The following is a 19769-nucleotide window of genomic DNA, read 5'->3' as shown; positions in this document are numbered from 1 at the left end:
TCCAGGCAAGGACGGACGCCCGACGATGCCCCACGACCACCCCTCCGACGCGACCCGCTGCGCCCGCGCGCCCGAGCCCCCGCGCACCATCAGCGAGCCCCTGGCCCCGCCGATCCAGCTCAGTTCGGTCTACCGGATCGCCGGCCTCGACGAGGTCGACGCCCTCTTCGACGGCCGCGCCGAGGGCTTCTTCTACGCCCGCGACGGCCACCCCAACGCCGCCCAGCTCGCCGACAAGCTCGCCAAGCTCGAAGGCGCCGAGGCCGGCGTCGTCTGCGCCTCGGGCATGGGGGCGATCGCCGCGACGATCCTCACCCTGGCGGAGCAGGGGGGCCGCGTCCTCCTCTCCGAGGGACTCTACGGCAAGACCACCACGCTGGTCGCCCGCGAGCTGGCCCGGTTCGGCGTCACCCACGGACTGTTCGACCCCTCGCGGCCCGAGACGCTCCGCCAGGCCCTGACCGCCGCGCCCGACGCCCGCCTGGTGGTGGCCGAGACCCTGTCGAACCCCTTGCTCCGGGTCTGCGACCTGGAGGGGATCGGGGCCGTCGCCCGCGAGGCCGGCGTCCCCCTGATGGTCGACCACACGTTCGCCCCGCTTTTGTGCAAGCCGATCGCGATGGGGACGACGCTGGTCGTCCACTCCTTGACCAAGCTGATCGGCGGCCACGCCGACGTGACGCTGGGGGCGGTCGTCGGCCCTCGCGACCTGATCGCCCGGATCCACGCGGTCGCCTCGACGTTCGGCCAGACCGGCAACCCGTTCGACTCCTGGCTGGCCATGCGCGGGGCCGTCACGCTGCCGCTGCGGGTCGAGCGGACCTCGCTCACCGCGCTGGAGCTGGCGCGTCGGCTCGACGCCCACCCCAAAGTCGAACGGACGCTCTACCCCGGACTCGTCTCGCACCCCGACCATGCGCTGGCGAAACGGCAGTTCCCCGCCGGCTTCGGCGCGATGATCTCGTTCGACGCCGGCGGCCGCGACCGGGCCGACCGCCTCGTCCGAGCCCTCCGCGCCATCCCCCTCGCCCCCAGCCTCGGCGACGCCCAGACCACCGTCAGCCACCCCTGCACCACCAGCCACCGCGGCCAGGACCCCGAGACGCTCCAACGCCTCGGCGTCACCCCGGGCCTGATCCGCGTCTCCGTGGGCCTCGAAGACGTCGAGGACCTCTGGGCCGACTTCGCCCAGGCGCTGGAGTTCGCCTGAGCGAAGCGGCGGGCCCGATTCACCGCGAACGCCTGAGCGCCCCCTTGGTATCCCTCCCCGGGAACAGATAGATCAGGTCGTCCAGGGAGTCTCCCACCGCCAGATCGGTCCGGCCGGGCCCGAAGAACGGCCCGGCGGCCAGGCTGACGGGGAAGGGGGCGACGGCGTAGGTGGCATCGTAATGGAGCCCTCCGGCTCCCACGTAGGCCGCCATCTGCCCTCGCGCCTGCGTCACGACGGCGTCGGGCCGCCCGTCGGCGTCGAAATCGGCCACGACCAGGCGGCCTGAGCCCCAAGCCGGCCCCGGGTAGCCGACGGGGGCGGACAGCGCGCCGCCTTGGTTGTACAACACGCTGAGTGCAGGCAATCCGCTACCGACGACGACGTCGAGCCGGCCGTCGACGTTCATATCAGCGAGCGCGAGCCCGCTCAGGAACTGAGGTGCCGGATAGGGCTGGCCGAGCTCGAACGAGCCGTCCCCCCGGCCGCGGAGGACGAGGACCTCGCTGCCGAAGCTGCCGGCGACCACGGCGTCGAGCTTGCCGTCGCAGTCGAGGTCACCGAGCCCGAGATGCGCAGGATACACCCCGGCGGCGAAGGTCCCGAAGACCGCCAGCCGGCCGCGGCCGACGTTTAGGAAAACGCTGAGATCGCCGCTCCAGCCGTTTGCCGTGACGACATCGTTCCGGCCGTCGTCGTCGAGGTCGCCGATTGCGATCGCCCGGGGCGAGCCTGGCACATTGTAAGACTGGGCGGCACCGAACCGGCCATGGCCGAGCCCTTGCCGAACGGTCAAGCGGCCGTCCTCCCCCTCGTTCCCGACGGCGAGGATCGCGTCCCAGCCGCGTCCGGCGAGGTCGCCCAGGGTGATCGCCTGCGGCTTGACGCCGACGTCGAGCGTCCGAGGTTGGGCGAAACGTCCCGTGCCCAAGTTGCGCAACAGGCCAACGCTCGGGTCGGCCGGGTCCGCGCTCACCAGATCCGCCCCGCCGCGACGGAAAATCGAGCCGGCAGCGAGCGCCAGGGGAGCCGGGCCGGCGTCGTACGAATGGGAGGCCGGATACTTTCCCGGGCTCTGCGCCAGGGCCACGCTCGCGCTGTAGCCGAAAAAGTTCGCCGTGGCGAAGTCGGGGAGGCGGTCGTGATTGAAGTCCCCCACCACGATCCCCCTGGCTTCCGCCCCGGTCGGAAGCTCGGGAAGGACCCGCGTGAAACCGCCGCGGCGCCGGTTCAGGAGCACGCTCACCCCGCCGGCCGAAGTCGGGGACGGATTGAAGCCGTGCCCGCCAAACATCCAGTCGCCGGACGCGGCGACGGCGAGATCCAGGAGCCCGTCGCCGTTGAGGTCCGCCAGCGCCAAGGAATTTGGCTGCGGGCCCACCGCCGTTGTACCGCCGGCCCTGTAGGAGCCGTCCGGTCGCGCGTAAAGGACGACGACGGCGTCGGCGCCACGATCGGCTACGGCCACGTCGAGCCGACCGTCGTCGTCCAAATCGCCCACGGCGACCGCCGACGGATCCGTACCGACGGCGTAGGTCGCGGCCGCGACGAACGCCCCGGAGCCGTCCCCCTGAAGGATCCGGACCACTCCGCCTCCGGGGTCGGCCACGACCAATTCCGCCCGGCCATTCCCGTCGAGATCGGCCACGGCGACCGCGTCCGGCCGCACCCCGGCCGGCGACGAGACGGCTGGTGCGAAGGATCCGAGCCCGTCGCCCAGCAGGACGCTCACCGTGCCGAAGACGTCTTCGGCCGTGACCACGTCGAGCCGACCGTCGCCGTCGACGTCGCCCACAGCGACCGAGACGGGACCACCGCCGACCGTGAAGGTGGAAGCCGGCAGGAACGAGCCAAATCCGTCGCCCAGCAGCAGACCGACGCAAAAGGGGAAGCGGTTCGCCGTCACGACGTCGAGGCAGCCGTCGCGATTGAAGTCCGCGACCGCTAGGCTCGCCGCGCCGCCGCCCCCGGCCTCGAACGACCTTGGGCTCCCGAAGCCTCCGGTCCCCAGCCCGGGGAGCACGGACACCCCTACGCTGTTCGCGGTGGCGAGGTCCAGGTTGCCGTCGCGATCGAAGTCGCCCACGGCCGCCGCCTGGTTCAGGACCCCCACGGAATAATCCTGAACCCCCGGGAACAGGCTGAGGAGCGCCCGGGGCTCCAACCGTTCGCATTGGGCCCGGAGTCGAATCTGTGTGCTCCCGCGCTGCGGGCGGCCCGACGATCGTCCGGACGCCCGAGGGCCCATCCGTTGAATCGTGCTCATGGCATGCCTTTCGATGGCTCGATGCGGCCGGCCCGCGCTCCCGCTTCATCGCGGATCGATCCGGCGGGCGGGCCGGGATCGAGCAGTCCTCCCCCGCATCGCGAAAGCTCGCCCGGGGGTGGTTCGACCGACCGATCACATCGACCAGATCAACAACCCCGACACTACCGATCAAACTGGGCGTGTCAATGAGTGGCCGACGAACCGCCGGAGATCGCGCGACGTCGTCAGAACCCTGCCGCGCCTTGCAGTTGGCCCCGGAAGGTGGTGACGGCCTGGCCGGCGAGGGCGACGCGGTCGGGGCCGACGCGGAGGCGGAGGACGCCGCCCCGGGCGGAGACCTGGTGGGCGAGCAGGTCGGCGCGGCCGAGGCGGGCGGCCCAGAAGGGGCCGGAGCAGCAATGGGCGGAGCCGCAGACGGGGTCCTCGTCGACGCCCACGTTGGGGCAGAAGAAGCGGGAGACGAAGTCGAAGGCCGGGTCGCTCGACCGGCTCGTGACGATCGCCCCGCGCGGGGTGATCCCCTTCACCAGGCCGAAGTCCGGCGCCAGCTCGCGGACGGCGCGCTCGTCGGCCAGCTCGACCAGCAGGTCGAACGCGTTGCGGCGGGCCGAGACGACCGGGCCGCGCAGGGCCTCGGCGATCGTCGCCAGCTCGGCGGGATTCACCGGGCGGTCGGCGGGCTTGGCGGGGAAGTCCAACTCGATCCAGCCGTCGACCCGGCGGGCGGTCAAGAGGCCGCTGCGGGTCTCGAACTCGGCCGTGGCGTCGGGGGCGAGCCGCCCCTCCTCCCAGAGGACATGCGCGGTGGCGAGCGTGGCGTGGCCGCAGAGGTCGACCTCGACCGTCGGGGTGAACCAGCGCAGGCGATAACGAGGGCCGCCGTCGATCGGGTGCAGGAAGGCGGTCTCGGACAGGTTCATCTCGCGGGCGACGAGCTGCATCCAGCCGTCCGGGGCGGGTGCGTCGAGCACGCAGACGGCGGCCGGGTTGCCGGCGAACGGGCGGTCGGTGAAGGCGTCGACGGTGGTCAAGGTCGGGTTCACGGCGGGGAAGTCCTCGCTCTGGGCGGTCGCGGGCGTCAGGCGTTGGCCGGCAGGTCGCGCGTGGCGAACGCGAGGAACGCCAGCGCGATGCACGCCGACCCCAGGCCCAACAGCACCGCCACGTCGAAATCGTAACGGGAACGCTCGGAGACGGCGTCCACGGGGTTATAGAGCGTGAACAGCGACGCACGTTCGGCCCAGGGCTGCCAAACCGAGTCCTTGAAGACCGGGATCACCGAGATCACCCGCGCGATGAAGCCCCCCAAAGTCAGCACCGAGGCGATCGTCAGGGGCCGCCAGCGGACGATGTCGAACGACGAGAGGAGCAGGGCGTAGCCGTACATCGGGAACGCCAGCGCCGCAAGGTTGAACGCCGGCCGCATCAGCAGCCAGAACGGCGGCGGCACCTTCAGGATGTTGTAGAAGGTCGCCGCGTAGGCCCCCGCCGCCAGGGCCGCCGCGATCAGCAGCAGGCCCAGGGTCGACGTCAGGACTTGCGACGCCAGGTACGACGACCGCGAGACCGGCCGCGACATCACCATGTCGAGCGTCCCGCGCTCGATCTCAGTGCTGACCGCGTTCGACCCCCGGCCGATCGCCCACATCGCCACCACCAGGATGATGAACGGGTGGTTCCAGAACGCCATCATGATCTCGATCGACGGCGGGTCGGCGTCCAGGCCCATCTGGCGGACCCAGTTGAAGCCCTTGCCGTTGCTGAGGGCCTGGCGGATCCGCGTCTCCTGGAGCGAGGCGACGTGGACCAGCAGCCACCCCAGCGCGGCCAGCGCGGCGGCCGACAGGAAGAGCGACCAGCGCACGTCGTGGAAGTTCTTGCGCACCAGGGTCCAGAACGGCTTCATCGGGCGGGCTCCTCGTCCTCGTCGACGGCCTCGGCGCCGTGGAACTGGTTGTAGAGGCTGTGCAGGTCCTCCGTCCCGATCGCCAGGTCCTCGACCGGGGCCGTCGCCAGCCAGCGGAGCAGGGGGGCCAGCTCCCCGCGATGCTCCAGCAGGAGCGCCGGGCCTTCCGTCTTCCGCACCGAAAGCCCCAGCTCCTCGGGGAAGGGGGGGGCCGCGCCGCCCGCGAACCGGACCAGGAGCATCCGGAGCCGACGCCGGGCGTGCATGTCCTCGACGTGGACCAGCCGGCCGCGTCGGAGGATCGCGACCCGGTCGCAGACCGCCTCGATCTCCGAGAGGACGTGGCCGGAGAAGACGACCGTCTGGCCCTGGGCCTTCGCCTCGCGGATCAGGTTCATCACGTCGAGCCGCGCCGAGGGATCGAGGGCCGAGGTCGGCTCGTCGAGGATCAGCACGTCGACCGGGTCGGCGAACGCCTGCGCCAGGGCCAGCTTCTGCTTCATGCCGGTGGAGTACTTGCGGACCTTGCGGCGGAGGTCCAGCTTCATGACCCGCTCGGCGATCGCCGCCGCACGGTCGAGCCCCTCGCCGTCGCGGAGCCCGCTCAGGAACTTCAGCACCCCCAGGCCCGAGAGCGAGCCCGGCATCCGCAGCTCGCCCGGCAGGTACGAGACCAGCCGACGCACCTGCAGGCCGCCCCGCCAGCAGTCGTGGCCGAAGATCGTCGCCCGGCCCCGCGTCGGCCTCATCAGGCCTAGCCAGAGCCGGATCGTGGTCGTCTTGCCCGACCCGTTAGGTCCCAACAACCCGTACACCTCTCCTTGACGGACGTCCATGCTCAGGTCGCGTAGAGCGAAGGTCGGCCCGTAGGCCTTGGTCAGTCCGTCCGAGACGATCAGGGGGGGTCTATCCATGGGCGGGGACTCGGCTTCGGGGTATCGAAGAGGCTCTGCCGGGGGCCGGCCCGGGTCGGCAGCACCAACAATGCATGCACCATATCATCAAAACATAGAATCTTTGCCGAAGCCCTTGCCTCGAAGCCTTAATAAGCGCATAATGGAAATGACTTTAAGCCCTGCTCCCTGAGCGGCGATCGAGGCTCGATCGATCGCCCGCACCCCTCGACGAGAATCGCCCCCGAGACCCTCGCGCGTCCCGGGCGAAAGCCTTGAACACCATGTTGCCGAGTCGGATCCGGGCGGGAGCGATGGTGCTTTCGCCTCTTCGTTCGTGGTGTCGCGTCCCAAGACAAGAGAATCTCGCTGGCGTCCGCGCGGTCGGTTTCGACCCGGACCGAAGAGGAGTCCCGGAATGATTTATACCCGTCGGATGAGCGGCGCGGCGATGTCGAGCTTCCGGCCGCAGAGGCCGGAGGAGCGGAGGGAGCCCACGTGCGGGTGGCGGATCAACGGCCATCCGGCGCGACTCCTGATCTGGTCGCGCGAGGAGTGGGAGGAGCTGGAGGTCCGGCCGATCGACGCCCAGTACCATCCTTTCGGCGTCTGGTGCGCCTTGCGCGTGGCCGAATAGGAGTCGGCGGCGGCGCGGGAGGGCGGCCGGGGCCGGTTTCATGGGGCCTTCGCGGCCCTGGCGGGCCGGGGGCTGAGGATGAGCTGGACCTCGGTCCCGATCGGGGGGATGCGATCGGTGTGCGCGACGAAGGTCCGCTCGGCGTCGTCGGCCGAGCTGACGATGGGGAGGTCGAGGATCGCGCTCGCGAAGTTGGCGACGGTGATCAGGTCCCCCTCCTCGGCGGCGTAGACGGACTTCCGGGTGACCGGGTCCTCGTAGAGGATGCTGCCGGCGAAGACCCAGTCGACGTCGAGGTCCTTCTTCGTCTTCTCGTCGAGGATCCAGGTGCGGGCGTCGGCCTCGGCGACCTCGCCGTCCTTCATCCAGCGGACGGTCAGGGCGATCGCCGGCCCGTGGGGGGGGCGGAACTCGGGCTTGAAGCGGACGGGCCCGCCGGGCTCGGCGCCGGTCAGGAGGAGCCCGGCGTGGATCTGGGTGGGGGGGGCGTCGGTCGCCAGGATCGATTCGTGCTCCTTGGTGCCCCGCAGGCAGACCATGTGCTCCAGCGGGCCCTCGCGGAACGCGACGCGGGCCCGGACGATCAGCCGCTTGGGCTCCGAGGCGGCGTCGAACCAGAGGCTGCGCCCCAGGGGCTTCCAGGCGGGGTCGGGCTTGAAGGCGGCGGGGGGCTCGGCCGGCTCGGCGTCGGGGGCCTGCCAGCCCAGGGTCGCCAGGACGGTCGCGGACAGGATCAGCGGGCTCATGCGGGGCTCCTCGGGGCCTCGTCGCGGGGCGGGACGGGTTCGATCCCGGCCGCCGCCCGGCCCTCCAGCATGATCCGCCGCGGCGGCCGTTGCAAGCGGCGCGGGCTTCGAAACGGGCGAGGCCGCCGGGAGTTGATCCCGGCGGCCCCTTTCTCGTCCCGTCGCGGTCGACGGCCCTCGGGTCAGAAGGCGACCGAGGGGATGCCCAGCCGCTCTTCCTCTTCCTCGAGGATGATGATCCGGGGGGTCACCATCAGCATGAGGCTGGAGGACGTGCGGCCGATGCCGACGTTGCGGAAGAGGCGGTCGATCCAGGGGGTCTTGGAGAGGACGGGGACGCCGTACTCCAGACGCTGTTCCTGGAGCTGCTTGACGCCGCCGAGCAGCACCGTGCCGCCGTCGGGGACGGTGACCGTGGTGTTGACGGTGGTGAAGGTGAAGTTCGGCAGCTGGATCGTGCCGTTGATCGCCGCCGAGGCGCCGCCCAGGCCGGCCCCGCCGACCGCGGCCGGGACCGAGATCGTGGTGAAGCCGTTGACGATCGTGAACTGCGGCGACAGGCTCAGCCGGACGTACCGGCGGTCGGCCGTGACGACCGGGGTGACCGTCAGGAAGACGCCGTTGTTCAGCGGCGTGACCTGGGGCTGGAAGGCCACCGAGCCGGGGCCGATGATCGGCAGCAGCGACGAGACGAAGTACTGCACGTCGCCGTTCTGGATCGTGGCCGCGGCGCCGTTGAAGGTGGTCACCTTGGGCGCCTGGAGGATGTTGTTGCGGGTGTCGCCCTGGGCGGCCGTGAGGAAGAAGTAGACTTCCAGGTCGCTCAGGAACGCCATGCCCAGCGAGGCGCCGGCCCCGGCCACCGTGTTGAACGGGGCGATCAGGCTCCCCTGGGTGTTGGTGAACGGGATCTGCAGGTTCGGCGAGAAGTTGTAGAGCCCGCCCCCCTGCGTCCCCACCACGATCGGCTGCTTGCCGCCGGGGAGGTAGTTGGAGTAGTCGCGGATCGGGTTGATCAGGTAGGCGGGCGTGGTGTTGCCGCCGCCGCCGCCGGTCGTGCCGCCACCGCCGCCGATCCCGCCGCCGGCCCCGCCGCCGCCGATCCCGCCGCCGCCGATGCCGCCGCCGGCCCCGCCGCCGCCGATCCCGCCGGCCCCGCCGCCGCCGATCCCGCCGGCCCCGCCGCCGGTCGTGCCGCCGCCGGTCGTGCCGCCGCCGGTCGTGCCGCCGCCGGTCGTGCCGCCGCCGCCGCCGATCCCGCCGCCGCCGCCGGTCGTGCCGCCGCCGCCGGGCGCCCCGAACTGGTTGGTGACGGTGTTGTTCGGGTAGGCCCAGGTGCTCTGCTTGCCCACGCTCTTGGAGTTGATGGCGAAGTCGAAGTCGACGCCGATCTGCTCGAAGAACGAGTCGGTGACCGTGATGAACCGGACCTCGATCGAGACCTGCAGGTCCTGGAGCCGGCGGAGCTGGCGGAGCAGGTCGGCGACCTGTTCATGCACCTCGGCCGTGTGGCGGATGATCAGGCTGATGCTGAGGAAGAACGGCGTGATCGAGCCGGGGGGACGCCCCGCGTCGATGTCGCCGCCCGCCCCGCCGCCGCCGCCGAAGCCGCCGCCGAGGCCGTAGGCCGCCGAGACGTCCTGGCCGTTCTCGCCGCCGTCGATGACCCGCCAGGTGTTGGGCGCGATCGAGGCGGTGATGAGCTGGATCAGGGGGGCCATGTTCACCTCGGGCCGCTCCTGGCCGACGGCCGTCGGCGCCCCGGGCGTGGTCGCCCCCAGGGGGATCCCCTGGGCCCCGCCGGTCCCGTCGGCGTTGGGCACCTTGATCGGGCTGAACGCCGAGCCGGCCGTCTCCTGGCCGGTCTTCGACTTGGGCACGATCAGGTCGCCGACGTAGTACGTGTTGGTGAACGTCTCCTGGCTCGAGGCCTGGTTGTTGGTGACGACGAGGACGTCTTCCTCGATCGTGTAGTTCATGCCCAGGGGCTTGAGCATGAGCTTCAGCACCGTCTTGAGCGACACGTTCGCCAGGTTCAGCGACACCGGCGTCGAGGACGTGAGGCCCTCGTCGCTGAGCGCCTTCGGGTCGATCGTGATGTTCACCCCGGTGTAGTTGCTGATGAACGCCATGGCCTCGCCGAGCGGCTGCTTGTCGAAGTTGACGCTGATGGGCTCGCGGAGCTTGGTCTCCACCGCCAGGGTCTTGGGGTTCTTCTTGGGCTCCAGCCGCTTGTTCATCGCCAGGCGGCTCTTGGTCAGGTCGTTGAAGCTCTTCGGGAAGCTGATGTCCCGGAGCTGGACCTCGGGGTCGGCGTAGGACGCGCGGTCCACTTCCTGGAGGGCGACGACCACGGCGTCCTCCTTGGCGGCCTTCGTGTCCTTGTCCTGCTTGTACCGGCGTTCGGCCTTGGCCTTGAAGACCATCATGGGGGCGGCGACCTCGGTGGGGTCGATCTCCATGGCCTGCTTGGCGTAGGACTCGGCGCGGTAGAAGTCCTCGGTGGCGTAGGCCGCCTGGGCCTTCTCGAACAGCTCCTTGTAGCGGGCCTTCTTGGCCTTGTCGGCCTCGAGGATCCGCAGCCGCTTGACCTCGATCTCCTCGCGGGCGCCCTTCTCCTTCATCTTCTCGTCGAAGAGGACCTTGTCCTTCTTGGCGAGCTCGACGGCCACCTCGAGGCGGCGGACCATCGGACGCTGGAGGTTGGGGGCGACTTCCGAGGCCTTGACCGCCTTGAGGGTCTGCTCGTAGATGGCCAGGGCCTTCTCGGGGTCGACTTCCTGGAGCCGGCGGGCCTCGGCGATCTTGGCGCCGACCTCGGCGTTGAGCTTCTGGGCGGCGACGCTCTCGACGTCGCTGGCGCTCTGCATCCGGTCGTTGACGACGGCCCGACCGGCGGGATCGCCGATCTGGTCGGTGGTCAGGGACTTGAGCAGCTCCTGGACCTTGGCCTGGAGGCTCTCGTCGAGGACCGAGCCGGCCGAGGCGACCTCGGTCAGCAGGTTCCTGGCCCGATCCTTCTCACCCTGCCGCATCGCGGTGAGGGCGGACTCGTACAGGCTGAGGGCGCCCCCCTGCTCGGCGAGGCCGACCTGGGCGGACAGCTCGTCGGCCTCGTCCTCGAGGCCGAAGCCGCCGGCCTTGACCTGCTCGGCGAGCTGCCGGGCGGCCGCGTAGTTGCCTTCGGAGTAGAGGGCCTTGGCCTGGGACAGCATCCGATCGCCGGGCTTGCCCGGGGCCGCGTCGGCGTCGACGTCGGCGAGGGCCGGGGCCGCGGCCGGAGCCGGGGCGGCGAGGTCGTCGGCGTCCGCCGCGAGGGCGGGGGCCGGGGCCTCGGCCGGGGCCGGGGCCGGGGCGGCGAGGTCGTCGGCGTCCGCCGCGAGGGCGGGGGCCGGGGCGAGTTCGAGTCCCGGCGCGTCGAGAGCGGGCTCCTCGGCCCCGCTCTTCTGCACCTGGTCGTCGATCCGCGGGGAGGCGACGGCGAGGGCCGGCAGGCCGGCGCCCTGGGCGCGGAGCCGGTCGGCCTCGGCGAACTTGGCGGCGGCCGCGGCCTGGTCGCCCTTGGCGAGCAGGGCGTCGGCCTCGCGCTCCACGGTCTCGGCCGGGGCGGCCGCGACGGTCGGGGCGGCGTCGCCGGCGGCGCGGGCCATGGCGACCTCGTGCAGCACGGCCTCCGCCCGGTCGGCGGTCAGGGCCGGGACGACGTTCATGCGCTGGGCCTGGCGGGCCTTGGACTCGGCCTCCGCCAGCTTGCCCGCCTTCAACAGCTCGCGGGACTCCTGGACCAGCACGTCGTAGACGCCCGGGCTGGCCTGGTCCCGGCTCGGCGTGCCGCGGATCGCGTCACGCTTGCGGAGGGCGCGGGCGGCGGCCGCCACCTTCTCCGGGTTGTCCTCGAACATGCCGTACGACAGGTTCCAGCCCTTGACCTCCAGCGCGATGGCCTCGGCGACCTCGAACTTGCGGTCGTCCAGGGCGGTGCGGGCCTCCTTGAGCTTGGCCTTGGCGGTCTTGTGGTCCGCCACCTGCACGGCCTTGCCCGCGGCGGCCGGGGCCCCCTTCGGGCGGGCCTTCGCCAGCGACGCGCGGGCCTTGGCCGGCGTCACGTCGAAGAGCCCCCACTTGACGTTCAGGGCCTCGGCCTCGGCGATCTTCGCCTCGGCGGCGTCGTAGTCGCCGAGCAGGATCTGCTCGCCGGCCTCCTGCAGGAGCCAGCGGCCCCGCTGCTTCGCGTCCGGGTCTTCGGGCCGGGCCGAGGCCGGGGCCGATTCCGTACGCGAGACCGGGCGGGCCTCGGCGATCGCCGGCGACGAGGCCGACGGCGTCACCGCCGCGGCGGCCGGCGTTGCGGCCGGCGCCGGGGCCGGGGCGGCCGCCAGGACCGTCCCCTTGACCTTCTTGAGCTCCCTCGCATATTCGTCGAGCAGGGCCTGGTGGGCCGGCTCCAATTGATCGCGATACAGCTGGGCCGCATCGAGATACTTGGCGGCCAGGTCGAACTGCCCGCCGTTGAAGAGCTTGGCCCCCGCCTCCAGATACTTGACCGGGGGCGCCGGCGACGGCTTCCGGGCCGTCGTCGATGACGGCGAGGCGACCGCGTCGTCGAGGGTCGCACCTTCCGTGGACGCTCCCCCCCCTGCACCGAGGACCATGATGAAAGTGAGCGTTCTGAGCCTTCTCAACGCGACCTCCTTTCGCCGCCACGCGGACGACCGCCTACATCCCTGAGAGCGGCCTTCGTTCGAGTCCCACGGCGAGAGACAATTTGTGCGGCAGCTGCGCCCGGAACCCGTCCAGGTACACCAGGACGGGGTCTTCAACCCAAGTGAAACGAAAATCCCTCCCGACGCGTCGAGTCGAGGTGTTCATCCAAAGGGGCGCGTCGAGAACGGGAGAAGATGCGGCGGTGTGTACCTCTAATGAGAGTTTCGGTCAAGACGGGGGGTCGACTTTTCCCGAAAACGCGGAAAATGCCGGCCGCTCCGACGAGGCAAGAAAAAACGCCCCCGCCGGCTGTACGGCGGGGGCGTCTCGGGTCGTTCGGTCGGTCGGTCGAATCGGACGGGTCGGAGAATCTCGGGGATCAACGACGGCCGCGGCCGGTGCCGCCGCCCATCATCCCGGAGCCGCCCATCATCCCGGAGCCCATCCCGCCCATCATGTCGCCGTAGCCGCCCCCCATGGAGCTGGAGCGGACCTTGTCGGACTCCTTGAGCTCGCGCTTGTAGTTGCTCTCGACGTCCTTGCGGACCTCGTCGGGACGGTCCTCGGCCTCGTCCCGGAGCTCCACGGCCCCGTCGGGACGCAGCAGCAGGGCGACGGCCGGCTGGGCGATCACGTTGCCCGGGAAGTCCTCCGGCAGCGGCTTGAGGCCGCCGGCCACGTCCAGCACGATCAGGTGGCTGTTGAAGTCCACGAGCTTCGTCTTCTGGCCCGTGCCGTCCGACGTCGGGATCGGGGCCGATCGCGGGTCGCCGATGATCTCGCCGGGGCTGGCCTCGAAGTTCCGGGGCAGGATCATGCCGTCTTCCGGGTTGAACTTCACGACCTGGAACACCACCTTCATCTCCGACTTGGGCGTGGCGGGGAGCGTCCCCATCGCGTAAGCGGTCACGTCCGGCGGCATGTGGACCTCGGCCGTCGTCTCGCTCCAGGGGCCTGGCAGCGTCTCGGACTTGGTGTCCACGCCCGGCGAGACGTCGTCCCGGCTCAGGTTCGGGTTGTAGACCACGATCCGGACCCGGTAGCGGTAGCTCTCGTCCGGCTGGGCGGTGAAGTCCAGGGCGCGGATCATCACCTTCTCTTCCTCGGACCGCCAGAAGTTGGCCAGGGTCTCGGTGGCCCCGCCCCCCATCATGCCGGAGCCGCCCATCATTCCGCCCATCTCACCTTCCATGCCCATCATGCCGGCCATGCCCATCATGCTGCCGGAGCCCCGGCCCATCATGCCGGAGCCGCCCATCATGCCGGAGCCGCCCATCATGCCGCCCATCTCACTTTCCATGCCCATCATGCCCCCCATCATGCTTCCCATCATGCCGCCCCGGCCCATCATGCCTCCCTGGCCGGCCGCGGTCGGGTCGGGGATGTCCTTCAACTCCTTGGGGACCAGGCTGGCGATGTGGACCTTCTCCCAGAGGCCGGTGGTCAGGAACGGCAGGGGGTCGACGAGGTTCGAGGGGCGGACGGTATCGGGGGCGAGTTCCTCGTCCTCCATCGGCAGGTTGTCGAGGATTTCCAGGTTGCGGTCGGCCGAGACGTCGGCCCAATCGCTCCAGGAGCCGTCCTTCTGCTTCGCCTGACGCTGGACGTCCAGGCGGGAGTAGTTGGGGTGGGCGATCGCCGGGTTCTTGAGCGCCGAGCGGTAGTTGTCGAGCATCTGCTTGTGGTCGAGGGTCGCGGTCAGGGCGACCCAGCGCAGCCCCTTGGTGATCTCCTTGGCGGGCGGGCCCTGGCCCTTCGTGGCCGGATCCTCGGGCTCGTCCTTGGCGGGCGCGTCCTTGCCGGCCAGGCGGGCCTGCATTTCACGCTTGCGGCGTTCGTACTCGGCCTTCTGGGCCTTCTCCTCCTCAGGGGTCCGAGGGGCCCCGCCCATCATGCCTTCCATGCCCATGCCGCCCATTCCGCCCATCATGCTTCCCATCATGCTCGACGAGCCTCCACCGCCGCGACGACCGCGACGGTTGCGGCGGAAGGTGGTGGACTTCGGCGGCTCCTTCGTCTCGGTCTCGACGATCCGGTTCCCTTCGGCGTCGAGGGCGTACACGAGCGCCCCGCCGCGGCCGGGATAGGCGAAGACGTCGGTCGGCGCGATCAGTTCGGGCTGGTCGCGGATCAGGCCCGCGCCCGGTTCAGGTACCACCCACTCGCGGCGGGGCTTGAAGTCGGCCGCCACGAGGACCATCTGCGACGACTTCTCGGCCTCCTTGGCGAAGTCGGAATTCTTGAGGCCCCCCTCGGCCAGGGTCTCGACGATCTGATCGGTCGGGACCTTGCGGCGCAGGTTGGAGTCGGACTGCTCGGCCGCCTTCTTGATCTGCTCTGGCGAGACGTCGATCGTCGGCCGCTGCAGGGCGCTGACCAGACACAAGACGAAGAGGACCGAGGCCAGGGCCACGGCGATCTTGTCGCCGAACCTCAGGCCGAAGTTCTTGAGCTTTTCCGCAGTGGCGTTGGCCATGCGAGGATCTCCGTGAGAAGTGAGCCCCCCGGGTTTGGGGAGGACCGTGGTCGATCGGGTGGTTCGCTCCGCCGCGAGGCGAGGGGTCAGGGTTGGGGGGCCGCCGCATCCGCCTCGGCCGGCTGGGCGGGCGCGGCCGGGGTCGCTTCCGCCTTCGGCGCCTCGGCCGGCTGGGCGGGCGCGGCCGGGGCCGCTTCCGCCTTCGGCGCCTCGGCCGCGGGGGTCTCGGCCGGGGGCGCATCCGTCTTCGGCGCGTCCGCCGGGGCCGCTTCCGCCTTCGGCGCCTCGGCCGGAGTGGCCTCCGTCGGCGAGGCGTCGGCCTTCGGGGTCTCGGCGGCCGGAGTCTCGACGGCCGGGGTCTCGGCGGGGGCTTCGCCCGGGGTCGTTTCCGCAGTCGGTTCCGCGGGCGTCTCGGCCTCGGCACCGGCCTCGCCCAGCGAATCGGTCGCCGCGGGCTCCAGGGCCGGATCGTTATAGAAGCGGGCCTGACCGTAGACGGTGACCTCGACGATGTTGAAGTAGGCGTCGAAGTTGACGACGGGGCGGGAGGCCGCCAGGGCCTTCTCGTCTTCCTTGCGCTTCTCGGCGCGGTTCTCGCCACGCTTGTCGACGCCCTTCCGGGTGTTCATTCCTCCCATGGCACCCATGCCGCCCATGCCGGGGCCCATGCCCCCCATCATTCCGGCCATTCCCATCTCGTCCATGCGGCCGCCGCGGCCACCCATCATGCCGGACATCATCCCACCATAACCCTGCATGCCGCCGCGACCGCGGCCACCCATCATCCCCATCATTCCCATCATGCCGTAGCCACCCATGAACTGCTCGCCCTTCTCGGGTTTCGTGACCTTCTCGGTGGGTCGGAGCAATTCGAAGTCACGGACCTCGATGGACATGGGCGAGTTTTCCAGCTCGACGAGCAGATCCTGGACGTGGTCCTGATCGACGAGCACGGTCAGCATGATCGGCAGGATCTTGTACTGGGTGGCGTTCTCGGGCTTGAGAAAGAGGACGCTCTCGGCCTCGTTGGTGCCGGCCGCGGGGCCGCCGCCGCCGCCCATCATTCCACTACGGCGACTCATCGCCTCGCCCATCATGCCGCCCATCATCCCCATCTCGCCCATGCCGCCGGTTTCTTCCTCTTCCTCGGTCTCACCCGGGGCGAGGATGGATTCGGCTTCTTCCAGCTCCTCGCCGGCGGCGAGCGAACGCTGGTCCTGGGCCAGGGCGCTGCCGACTTCCAGGGCCTTGATCTCCTTGATGTAGGCGGAGTTCCAGTCCTTGGCGCCGCGGTTGACGGCGGCGATCACCTCGAGGGCGGTGCGCTGGACCCAGAGCCGTTCCTGGGCGGACCAGACGTCGCCGAGGCGGGGGGGCTTGGAATTGAGGTCGAACTTGACGGGGCGGAGGAGTTGCTCCTTGGGTGCCGAGGCGACCACCCCCTCACCGGTCTCGTAGTCGAACGGCCGGAAGACCTTGAAGACCTGATCGACGTAGGGGTCGTAGGCCTCGACGTAGTCGACGATGGCGAGCGTCACGGCGCTCGGGGCGACGTCCTCAGGCCACTTGCGGCCCCACTTGGTGAACCGCTCCGAGACGGTCTCGGGCCAGGTCAGGAGGGGTGCCTGGCGATCGTAGAGCTTCCGCCAGGCGGTGTCGACGTCCTTGGTCAGGACGGCCGTCTTCTGCTCCACGATCGGGGCGAAGTCGCCGGTGGGGACGGTGCTGCTGGCATACTGCTGGACGTCTTTGTAGGCCGACGTGATCTTGCCGGTCTCGTCGGCGGTCTGCTTCTGGACCGGGCCCGAGCCGAGGACGTACGCCCCGGCCGAGAGCATGGCCGCGATGCAGACGGAGATCCAGAATCGGTACCGGGCGATCTGCCGGAGGATATCCTTGACTTGATCCATGATGGGCAACCTCGATCGATGGGCCGGGGAAGGGAAGGGGCGAGGCCGCCGGCCGTCCCGGGGCCGATTCGGCCCCGGGGACGGCGACGGCGTCTCGATGGATCAGGACTTGGGGGCGGCCTCGGCCGGTGCCGCCGCGCCCTTGGCGGCCGGGGGCGTCGCGGCGCCCGGGGCGGCGGGGGGCGTCGCTCCCTTGGCGGCGGGGGCACCCGGGGTCCCCGGCGCGGGGGCGCTCAGGGCCTTGGTGATGGCGCTGTCGATCTCGTCGGACTTCTTGGTGGAGGCCTTCTCGATCTCGGCCTCGGACACCGGGATCGTGACCGCCGAGTTCCCCTTCTCGGCCTCGCTCATCTTGCCGACGATCTCCTGGAGCTGGGCCTTGCGGGCTTCCAGCAGCTCCTCGGGGGTCTTGTCCTTGTCCTCCTCGCTGGGCGCGGGAGGGATCCAGACGAACTGGAGCAGGAAGTCGGTGCGGGTGAGCTTGCGGATGTTCTTCTCGGCCTCGGCGTTCGGTCCGCCCATGCCGCGCATCCCGCCGGGGCCCATCATGCCGGGCATCATGCTCCCCATGCCCATCATACCTTCCATGCCCATGCCGCCCATCTCACCCATTCGGCCGCCCCGGCCTCCCATCATGCCGGAACTCATGCTCCCCATCATACTCCCCATCATCCCGCCCATCATTCCCATCTCGCCTGCGCCGCCTTCTTCAACCGGAGGAGCGGCGCGGTCGAGGAGGGGGACGGTCCGGCTGGCGAGGTTGTTGGTCTGGCTCCCCTTCTCGTTGGTCCAGTTCTTGTCGGTGTTCATCCAGGCCAGGGCGACGTGGGTGACGCCGTAGAGCCGCAGCGAGGGGGAGTTGAGCTTGCGGAGCACCTTGCGGACGAGAAACTCGTAGGGGCCGAAGTCGACCCGGCGGGGGTCGTCGACGGGGAGACGGAGCTGCTCGGCGTTGGGGTACGGGTTGTAGTGGTGCGCCACGACCTGGACGATCCAGCCTTCGCCGGTCGGCGGGTTCTCGGCGTCGTAGGGGTGCATGAGCCGCTTGTAGAGCGGGTCGAGCTCGTCGAACCAGTCGACGGCGAGGTCGGTGCGCCAGACCGGCATGATCCGGTCGATGTGGAGGCGGAGCTTCTCGATCAGGTACTCGTTCTTGGGCTCGTTGGGGTTGAGCCCGTAGTCGGCGACGGGGTCGGGGAAGTAGCCGCTGACGGTCTTGAGGAAGGCGGGCCACATCCCCTTGTTGGAGGGGTCGATGATCAGGGCCTTGCCCTCGTCGTACTTGGCCTGCCACTCGGACTTGGCGGTGTCGAGGCCGCTCTTGATCGACGCCCCGTTCTTGGAGACGCCGGTCGCCTGGTCGACGGCCGACTTGAACTGCGGGGTGGAGATCTTGGCGAGCGCCCGGTAGTCGCCCAGCACGAACAGCGAGCTGAGGCCCAGCATGATCAGGGCCGAGGCGGCCAGCGCCCAGGGCTTCTTGGCCCGGATCAGGCGGATGGTCTCCATCTCCGGCGGCAGCAGGTTGGTCCGCAGGGCCGACCGGCCCGCCCCCTGCAGCGCCAGGCCGTAGGCGACGGCGAACGACGCCAGGTTGTCCTGGAACTGGGGCGCCGCCTTGACCTCGTCGCCTTCCAGCCTCTTGAACTCGTCGACCTTCTCGACCTCGTGGCTGAGGTTCTGCTGGAGGAACTTCTGGAGCCCCGGCAGCTTGAAGCCGTTGCCCAGGCCCACCACCTTGCGGATCTTGGCCGTCCGGTTGATGCTCGAATAGAAGCCGATCGAGCGGTTGACCTCGCTGGCGAAGTCGTTGAACACGCCCCGCATGGCGGTGAAGATGGCGCGGGGGTCGGGGGCCTTGGTGGCGTTCCGCTTCAGGTGCTCGGCCTTGGCGAAGGTGAGCTTCAGCTCCTTGGTCAGGGCCCGGGTGAAGTGGTTGCCGCCGATCGGCACGTTCCGCTGCCAGATCCGCACGCCGTCGGTGATGATCAGGTCGGTGTTGTCGGCCCCGATGTCCAGGAGGACCACCGAGTCCTTGGAGCCGCTCCCCTTGATCTGGTCGTAGGTGATGTAGTTGTACAGGGCGATCGGGGCCATCTGGACGACGTCGACCTCGATGCCGGCGACGGTCAGGGGGAGGATGGCGCGGGCGATCTGGTCCCGCTTCATGGCGAAGAGGCCGACCTCGGCCATCATGAACTCGTCGTCGTCCCCCTCCTCGTCGTCGTCGCCGATCTGCTGGTAGGCCCAGACGACCTCCTCGAGGGCGAACGGGATCTGCTGCTTGGCCTCGAATTTGACGATGTCCGGGATCCGCTTCTTCTCGACCGGAGGCAGCTTGATGAACTTCACCAGGCCGGCCTGGCCGGGGACGGCGATGGCCACCCGGCAGCCCTTCAGGTCGTTGCGGTCGGTGAACGTCGCCAGGGCCTCGCGGACCAGCTCCTCGGGGTCGGCGTCGGGCTGGCTGAGGAGCTTGGGATACTCGATGAAGTCGAACGCCTCGGCGGTGACGTGCTCGGCGTCCCCCCCGGGGGCCAGCTTGAGCGCCTTCAGCGCGGCCTGGCCGATGTCGATCGCCCAGACGGACTGGATCTTCGCCATGAGGTGAGACTCCTCTCGGGTCGAGCGGACGGGAGGCCCCGATCGGCGTCGGGCCGCCCGCCGTATCGTCAATATGCGTCGTGGATTCGGTTCGTGAATGCGAGAATGGCGGCGGCGGGGGAGGGGCGTCCGGCCGGCGTGTCGGCCCGCGCCCTCCCTTTCTCAATTCCTTCGATGCGGCGCCGGGGCGGAAAGTTCCGACGTCTCCCGGATTTCCGGGGCCGACGACGGGGCTTTCGGCCCGCGCCGGCGCGGCCTCCCGGCGAGCCGGGCCCTCGAACGAGTTTAGCACAACGCCGAGGGGCCGCTTCGGCTTCCGGCGTCCGAGGACCGTAAGTGCATCATCCCCGGGGCCCGCTGTCAACGACGGAGCGGCGACGGGCGTCCGCGGGCCCTGCCCGGAAACGCCGTCGA

The 19769-nt window shown here is 70.3% G+C and carries 11 protein-coding genes; 2 read left to right on the top strand and 9 right to left on the bottom strand.

Annotated elements, in window-relative coordinates:
- Positions 1-25: 25 nt before the first annotated feature.
- On the top strand, positions 26-1210 hold the full coding sequence (locus tag G6O68_RS20980) for a trans-sulfuration enzyme family protein (protein ID WP_165250597.1): 1185 nt from the start codon (positions 26-28) through the stop codon (positions 1208-1210).
- Between the two features lie 19 nt (positions 1211-1229).
- Here G6O68_RS20980 and G6O68_RS20975 read toward each other — a convergent pair whose 3' ends face one another.
- The 4 genes from G6O68_RS20975 to G6O68_RS20960 all read right to left on the bottom strand — a co-directional run bounded on the left by G6O68_RS20975 (position 1230) and on the right by G6O68_RS20960 (position 6299).
- The gene (locus tag G6O68_RS20975; protein WP_165250596.1) at positions 1230-3323 is read right to left on the bottom strand and encodes an FG-GAP repeat domain-containing protein; all 2094 of its coding nucleotides are present in this window, start codon (positions 3321-3323) and stop codon (positions 1230-1232) included.
- Positions 3324-3703: 380 nt separating this feature from the next.
- Positions 3704-4522 (bottom strand): PhzF family phenazine biosynthesis protein, encoded by an 819-nt coding sequence (locus tag G6O68_RS20970; protein ID WP_165250595.1) that lies wholly within the window; start codon positions 4520-4522, stop codon positions 3704-3706.
- 35 nt (positions 4523-4557) lie between these two features.
- The gene (locus G6O68_RS20965) at positions 4558-5385 is read right to left on the bottom strand and encodes an ABC transporter permease subunit (RefSeq protein ID WP_165250594.1); all 828 of its coding nucleotides are present in this window, start codon (positions 5383-5385) and stop codon (positions 4558-4560) included.
- The gene (locus tag G6O68_RS20960; RefSeq protein ID WP_240911415.1) at positions 5382-6299 is read right to left on the bottom strand and encodes an ABC transporter ATP-binding protein; all 918 of its coding nucleotides are present in this window, start codon (positions 6297-6299) and stop codon (positions 5382-5384) included. The genes G6O68_RS20965 and G6O68_RS20960 overlap by 4 nt, the downstream gene beginning before the upstream one ends.
- Positions 6300-6696: 397 nt before the next feature.
- Between G6O68_RS20960 and G6O68_RS20955 the strand changes: the two genes are divergently transcribed.
- Positions 6697-6915 carry a hypothetical protein gene (locus G6O68_RS20955; protein ID WP_165250593.1) on the top strand — a complete coding sequence of 73 codons (219 nt, stop codon included), beginning with the start codon at positions 6697-6699 and terminating at the stop codon, positions 6913-6915.
- Between the two features lie 38 nt (positions 6916-6953).
- Here G6O68_RS20955 and G6O68_RS20950 read toward each other — a convergent pair whose 3' ends face one another.
- From G6O68_RS20950 to pilM, 5 genes are all read right to left on the bottom strand, one after another.
- A complete protein-coding gene (locus tag G6O68_RS20950) occupies positions 6954-7661 on the bottom strand; it encodes a YdjY domain-containing protein (protein ID WP_165250592.1) in 708 nt (235 codons plus the stop codon).
- Between the two features lie 182 nt (positions 7662-7843).
- On the bottom strand, positions 7844-12343 hold the full coding sequence (locus tag G6O68_RS20945; protein ID WP_165250591.1) for a type II secretory pathway, component PulD: 4500 nt from the start codon (positions 12341-12343) through the stop codon (positions 7844-7846).
- Between the two features lie 401 nt (positions 12344-12744).
- Positions 12745-14841, bottom strand: coding sequence for a hypothetical protein (locus tag G6O68_RS20940; RefSeq protein WP_165250590.1), 2097 nt, complete (start codon positions 14839-14841; stop codon positions 12745-12747).
- Positions 14842-14927: 86 nt separating this feature from the next.
- The gene (locus G6O68_RS32440; protein WP_206108170.1) at positions 14928-16751 is read right to left on the bottom strand and encodes a hypothetical protein; all 1824 of its coding nucleotides are present in this window, start codon (positions 16749-16751) and stop codon (positions 14928-14930) included.
- Between the two features lie 102 nt (positions 16752-16853).
- Positions 16854-19355 carry a type IV pilus assembly protein PilM gene (gene pilM, locus G6O68_RS20930; protein WP_165250589.1) on the bottom strand — a complete coding sequence of 834 codons (2502 nt, stop codon included), beginning with the start codon at positions 19353-19355 and terminating at the stop codon, positions 16854-16856.
- Positions 19356-19769: the final 414 nt, after the last annotated feature.

The sequence above is a fragment of the Paludisphaera soli genome (assembly GCF_011064595.1).
Lineage (GTDB): Bacteria > Planctomycetota > Planctomycetia > Isosphaerales > Isosphaeraceae > Paludisphaera > Paludisphaera soli.
This window is presented reverse-complemented; position numbering and strand designations above follow the sequence as displayed.

What these genes read in the sequence shown, in the direction of transcription:
- G6O68_RS20980 (WP_165250597.1), top strand. Translation starts at nt 26, where the DNA reads ATGCCCCACGACCACCCCTCCGACGCGACCCGCTGCGCCCGCGCGCCC.
- G6O68_RS20965 (WP_165250594.1), bottom strand. Translation starts at nt 5,385, where the DNA reads ATGAAGCCGTTCTGGACCCTGGTGCGCAAGAACTTCCACGACGTGCGC.
- G6O68_RS20960 (WP_240911415.1), bottom strand. Translation starts at nt 6,299, where the DNA reads ATGGATAGACCCCCCCTGATCGTCTCGGACGGACTGACCAAGGCCTAC.
- G6O68_RS20955 (WP_165250593.1), top strand. Translation starts at nt 6,697, where the DNA reads ATGATTTATACCCGTCGGATGAGCGGCGCGGCGATGTCGAGCTTCCGG.
- G6O68_RS20950 (WP_165250592.1), bottom strand. Translation starts at nt 7,661, where the DNA reads ATGAGCCCGCTGATCCTGTCCGCGACCGTCCTGGCGACCCTGGGCTGG.
- G6O68_RS20940 (WP_165250590.1), bottom strand. Translation starts at nt 14,841, where the DNA reads ATGGCCAACGCCACTGCGGAAAAGCTCAAGAACTTCGGCCTGAGGTTC.
- G6O68_RS32440 (WP_206108170.1), bottom strand. Translation starts at nt 16,751, where the DNA reads ATGGATCAAGTCAAGGATATCCTCCGGCAGATCGCCCGGTACCGATTC.
- pilM (WP_165250589.1), bottom strand. Translation starts at nt 19,355, where the DNA reads ATGGCGAAGATCCAGTCCGTCTGGGCGATCGACATCGGCCAGGCCGCG.